The organism is Bacteroides sp. RTP31139st1_H2_RTP31139_211217 (genome assembly GCF_040227615.1).
In the GTDB taxonomy this organism is placed as follows: domain Bacteria; phylum Bacteroidota; class Bacteroidia; order Bacteroidales; family Bacteroidaceae; genus Bacteroides; species Bacteroides uniformis.
In genome coordinates this window covers 1-4,489 of the sequence record NZ_JBCNZM010000228.1, presented here as the reverse complement: position 1 = coordinate 4,489, position 4,489 = coordinate 1, and the positions used below count along the sequence as shown (strand labels likewise).

Genomic DNA, 4,489 nt, shown 5'->3' with positions numbered 1-4,489 from the left:
AATATTGAATGAGACGTTATGGGTGGACGTACTTGAGGCCGGTGCCGACGGCATTATCCTGAAAACCGGAGAGTTGCTGACCAAAACCGATGTGCAGGCAGTGATGGACGGCAAGAAGCTGGTCTTTAACTATCCGATACTGGAGAAGATAGTGGAACGCTTCAAGAAATCTGTCCTGAATGATGCAAAACGTCAGGAAGCAATCATAAGCTATGATATTGATGAGTATGACGAGCGTTTCCTCCGTCATTTGGCACTGGGCTATACCAAAGAAATGATTGCCAATCTTAGGGGAATGCCTTTTGGAGTCAAGTCGCTGGAGAAACGGCAGAATGACTTGGTCGGCCGTCTTTTCCCGCCTAGTGAACGGGTGGGGGTGAATGCCACTCGTCTGGTGGTGCGTGCATTGGAACTTCGAATCTTGAATATAGACAATCTGGAAGCCGACGATGAGTAAACTCCGAATGCCACATCCCGCTACGATGTTCTTCCTGCTGACGCTGGCAGTCATCCTCCTTTCATGGATATTCGATGTCTATGGCCTGAGCGTGCTGCAACCGCAGACTGGAGAAGAAATACGGGTGCAGAGCCTGCTGAGTCCGGAGGGCATACGCTGGCTGCTGCGCCATGTCATAACCAATTTTACGGGATTCGCTCCATTAGGGCTGGTGATTGTGGCTATGTTCGGAATAGGGGTGGCACAGCATTCGGGTTTCATCGATGCATGTATTCGCAGGGGGGTACGACGTCCACGTGATCCTTGGCGCATTATTCTGCTGGTCATTGTCTTAGGACTGTTGTCCAATATAGTGGGAGATGCAGGATATATCATTCTGTTGCCGATAGCTGCAACTTTGTTCCAGTCTGTCGGTCTGCACCCCATTGGAGGTATAATTACAGCTTATGTTTCAGTCTCTTGTGGCTATAGCGCTAATGTGTTTTTGAGTACATTAGACCCCATGATTGCCTCTGTAACGCAAGAAGCGGCTGATAGGATGAATATTGCTCCGGGGCAGACTGGACCGCTGTGCAATTATTATTTTCTCTTTGTTTCCACGTTCCTGCTTGCATTCATCATTTATCATATTACCCGCAGGAGCTTGTTGCCACGTTTGGGAGAGTACGCAGGGGATATTCATTTTAATGGTTACAAGCAATTGTCACGCAAGGAACGGAGAGCTATGTTGGGAGCTGTATTTGCAGGCTTGCTGTATATTGCCATTATTCTGTGGGCTACATTCTCTTCATGGGGGATATTGCGGAGTGTCAATGGTGGGCTGATTCGTTCTCCGTTTATAGTTGGTATTCTGTTTTTGCTTTCGTTTGGAATAGGTTTGATGGGGATGGTCTATGGTTTTGCCTCCGGCCGATACCGTACGGACGGTGATGTGATAGAAGGACTTACGCAGCCGATGAAACTGCTGGGCGTTTATTTTGTGATAGCTTTCTTTGCCTCACAGATGTTTGCTTGTTTTGAATATTCCCACTTGGACAAGTGCATTGCCATTTTAGGCGCTAATCTGCTGTCCTCCGCTTCTTTGAGTAGTTTATGGATATTGATTCTCTTCATTCTTTTTACGGCGCTGGTCAATCTCTTTATGGTATCTGCCACAGCAAAATGGGCTTTTATGTCTTTCATTTTTGTTCCGGTATTGGCAAGTATGGGCATTTCGCCGGATATGACCCAATGTGCGTTCCGTATAGGTGACAGTGCAACAAATGCCATAACACCTTTTATGTTCTACATGCCACTTGTCTTGACCTATATGCAGCAATATGATAGGCAATCCACTTATGGTTCACTACTGAAGTATACTTGGAGATATTCTTTAGTCATTCTATTGGCATGGACTGCCTTATTTGTACTTTGGTACATCAGCGGTTTGCCATTAGGACTGTAATGTCATAACCAATGAACAGCCCGCTTTCGATAACCCCGGTAATGGCTTTCAGTTTCTGTTCCAAATCAGGAACAATGTTGCTGAGATGAATGTCAAGAATGAAATTACCGTTTTCGGTAAATACCGGACCGTCTTTTCTTTCTGCAAGACGTAGGCTGATTTTTGAAGCTCCCAATAAGCGTATCTCGTTTTCCACATGGGAGAGAGCATGTGGAAATACTTCTACCGGTATGGGGTATTTGCTCCCCAGTTTGCTGACAAGCTTGCTCTCATCGACAATGATGTAAGTCTTACCACTGCTTTTAATTAGGAGCTTCTCCTTAAACATGGCTCCACCACGTCCTTTGATGAGGTTATTATGCGGATCCACTTCGTCTGCACCGTCGAATGTCCAATCCGGACGCTTATTCCACAGAGTAGTTTGCGGCAGGCCAAGCTGTATACATGTCATCGAAATTTCGGCAGATGCCGGAATGATTTCTATATGCAAAGATTCTTGTTTAACTCGTTGAGCTAATGCAAACAAAGTGAGATAAACGGTAGAGCCGGAGCCTGCTCCTATGACATCACCGTCTTTGGCCAGTCCGGCAATCTCCTGGGCTACCAATTCCTTACTCGCCTTATTGCTGATTTTATTTGACCATTGCAATTCCTGTATCAACTGATTTTCCCATTCCATCTCTTTAAAATTTAGTTGTTATTACTCTTTCATTCATTTTCGGGTCAATGCTACTTTTCCTACTTGAATATTCCTCCATATTTTTACTTTTTATAATTAGTAACATTGATAATTTGCAAAATGTTTTAATACATCTGTATATAAATACCGTGTATCTTGTTTGTAAAGGTAACTAATCATTACTTTTTATGTAGCAAATGAGCCTTTTATACATAGGTAACGAAAAAAGGTGATACAAAAATTTGCAATATTCGTAAAAAAGCGTACCTTTGCACCGCAATTAAGGCTGGTTCCGTAGCTCAGCTGGATAGAGCAACGCCCTTCTAAGGCGTGGGTCTTGCGTTCGAATCGCAACGGAATCACAACGATAAGGCAAGTAGTCGATAAAAAGGCTGCTTGCCTTTCGTCGTTTAGCTGGGTATCAACGATTTACTACCTTGCCAATTTCGACAGAATTTGTGCAAAAAGTAGGTAACATAGCAGAAACACAGCTTTCCGTAGTTCCACTTTTCCGGTGGGTAGAAATAATTTAGAAAACAAAAATGAGTACGGTAAGAGTCATCCAGAACAAGCAGAGATTGACCAAAGAGGGCAATGCTCCGCTATATATAACCTTTTATCTCGGTAAGGAAAAGTTAATGCTTCCTTGCAAAGTGTCTGTGCCTGCTGCTAAATTTGACGAGAAAAGCGGACTTCTCAAAGGAAACAGTAAGGAAGCAAAGGATATAAATCTTATTGTGAGTAACCTGAAAGCACGTGTCAACGATATATTGGTGAAGTTCCGGCTGAGGAACCAGGCTTTGACAAAAGATATTTTCATGCGGGAGTATAACAATCCAAGTGATTATAAGACTTTCCATGACTTCGTGAAGGAGCATATGAAAACCTACAGCCGGCGAATAGAGATGGGAACGTTCAAGCATCATCTGAGCTGTATGAAAAAGTTCAAGGCATATAATGAACTGTTACAGTTCCAGGACCTTACTCCGGATTATCTGACTGACTACCTGATTTACATGAAAAAGGAGCTTGGAAATACGGAGATAACCGCACAACGTAATATGTCCACCATCAAGATATATGTCACCGCAGCCTACAGAAAGGGCTATATAGAAGAAAATCCTTTCCAGGAATTCCATATCAAAAGAATAAAAAGCGATGTGGACTATCTGACAGAGGAGGAGCTGATGCAGTTTGTGCAATTATACTATCAAAGAACATTGCCGGAAAAGCTTCAGCTGACCTTGGCCTTCTTCCTTTTCATGTGTTTCACGAGCATGCACATTACGGATGCACGTATGTTCTGTATCGAGCAGGTAAACAATGATGTGCTGACTTACTACCGTGTGAAGAACCGGAACTGTAAACCGGAACCGATAAAGATTCCGATGCCGGTACCTGCGGAAAAACTTCTGGAAGAATGGGCAGAGGGTAGGGAAGAAGGACGTCTGTTCAGGAACGTTCAATGTGACCAGGTCGTTAACCGACAGTTGAAGGCCATTGCCAAGGAACTGGGGATTAACAAAAAAATATCGGCCAAGACAGGAAGACATACGTTTGCAACTATTTATCTCCGGAAAACAAAAGACTTATCCAGCCTGCAAAAATTGCTTGGACATAGCAATATCCGGGAAACGATGATTTATGCGCACGTCATGGATGAGAGCAAGCGGGAAGGCATGCAATGTTTCAATAGCTTCACCCTATAATAGGGGCCAAAAGCCGTACAATCGTGCGGATGATTCATAATGTTTTATTTATCAAATAAATGCGGCTGCACCGATTTGTACAAGTTCGTACAAAATGAGGTGCAGCCGCACGAATTTATGCTCTCTCGTACATCACCCAGTAGGGTTGTCCTGCCAAATATTCTACATGGTACCCGGCATCAGCCAGTTGTTTGGCCAGC

Annotated in this window: 4 protein-coding genes and 1 tRNA gene; 4 read left to right on the top strand and 1 reads right to left on the bottom strand. The window is 43.8% G+C overall.

The window, feature by feature from the left end:
* Both ABUA47_RS22535 and ABUA47_RS22530 read left to right on the top strand, forming a co-directional pair.
* Window positions 1–457, top strand: a 457-nt coding sequence (locus ABUA47_RS22535; protein WP_349832087.1) for a DUF5932 domain-containing protein, incomplete at its 5' end; no start/stop codon positions are given.
* Window positions 450–1,901 (top strand): AbgT family transporter, encoded by a 1,452-nt coding sequence (locus tag ABUA47_RS22530; RefSeq protein WP_147392569.1) that lies wholly within the window; start codon window positions 450–452, stop codon window positions 1,899–1,901. The genes ABUA47_RS22535 and ABUA47_RS22530, both read left to right, overlap by 8 nt.
* On the opposite strand, the gene rpiA is transcribed toward ABUA47_RS22530, so the two are convergent.
* Window positions 1,876–2,580 (bottom strand): ribose 5-phosphate isomerase A, encoded by a 705-nt coding sequence (rpiA, locus tag ABUA47_RS22525; protein ID WP_035448486.1) that lies wholly within the window; start codon window positions 2,578–2,580, stop codon window positions 1,876–1,878. The genes ABUA47_RS22530 and rpiA overlap by 26 nt on opposite strands.
* A gap of 288 nt (window positions 2,581–2,868) precedes the next feature.
* Between rpiA and ABUA47_RS22520 the strand changes: the two genes are divergently transcribed.
* Together ABUA47_RS22520 and ABUA47_RS22515 are read left to right on the top strand one after the other, a co-directional pair.
* Window positions 2,869–2,942 (top strand) — tRNA-Arg (locus ABUA47_RS22520).
* A gap of 180 nt (window positions 2,943–3,122) precedes the next feature.
* Window positions 3,123–4,289: a site-specific integrase gene (locus ABUA47_RS22515; RefSeq protein WP_005829057.1), complete on the top strand. Its 1,167-nt coding sequence runs from the start codon at window positions 3,123–3,125 to the stop codon at window positions 4,287–4,289.
* Window positions 4,290–4,489 lie beyond the last annotated feature (200 nt).

Bases quoted from the DNA above. Each gene is read 5' to 3' on its own strand.
- ABUA47_RS22530 (WP_147392569.1), top strand. From the start codon at position 450: ATGAGTAAACTCCGAATGCCACATCCCGCTACGATGTTCTTCCTGCTG.
- rpiA (WP_035448486.1), bottom strand. From the start codon at position 2,580: ATGGAATGGGAAAATCAGTTGATACAGGAATTGCAATGGTCAAATAAA.
- ABUA47_RS22515 (WP_005829057.1), top strand. From the start codon at position 3,123: ATGAGTACGGTAAGAGTCATCCAGAACAAGCAGAGATTGACCAAAGAG.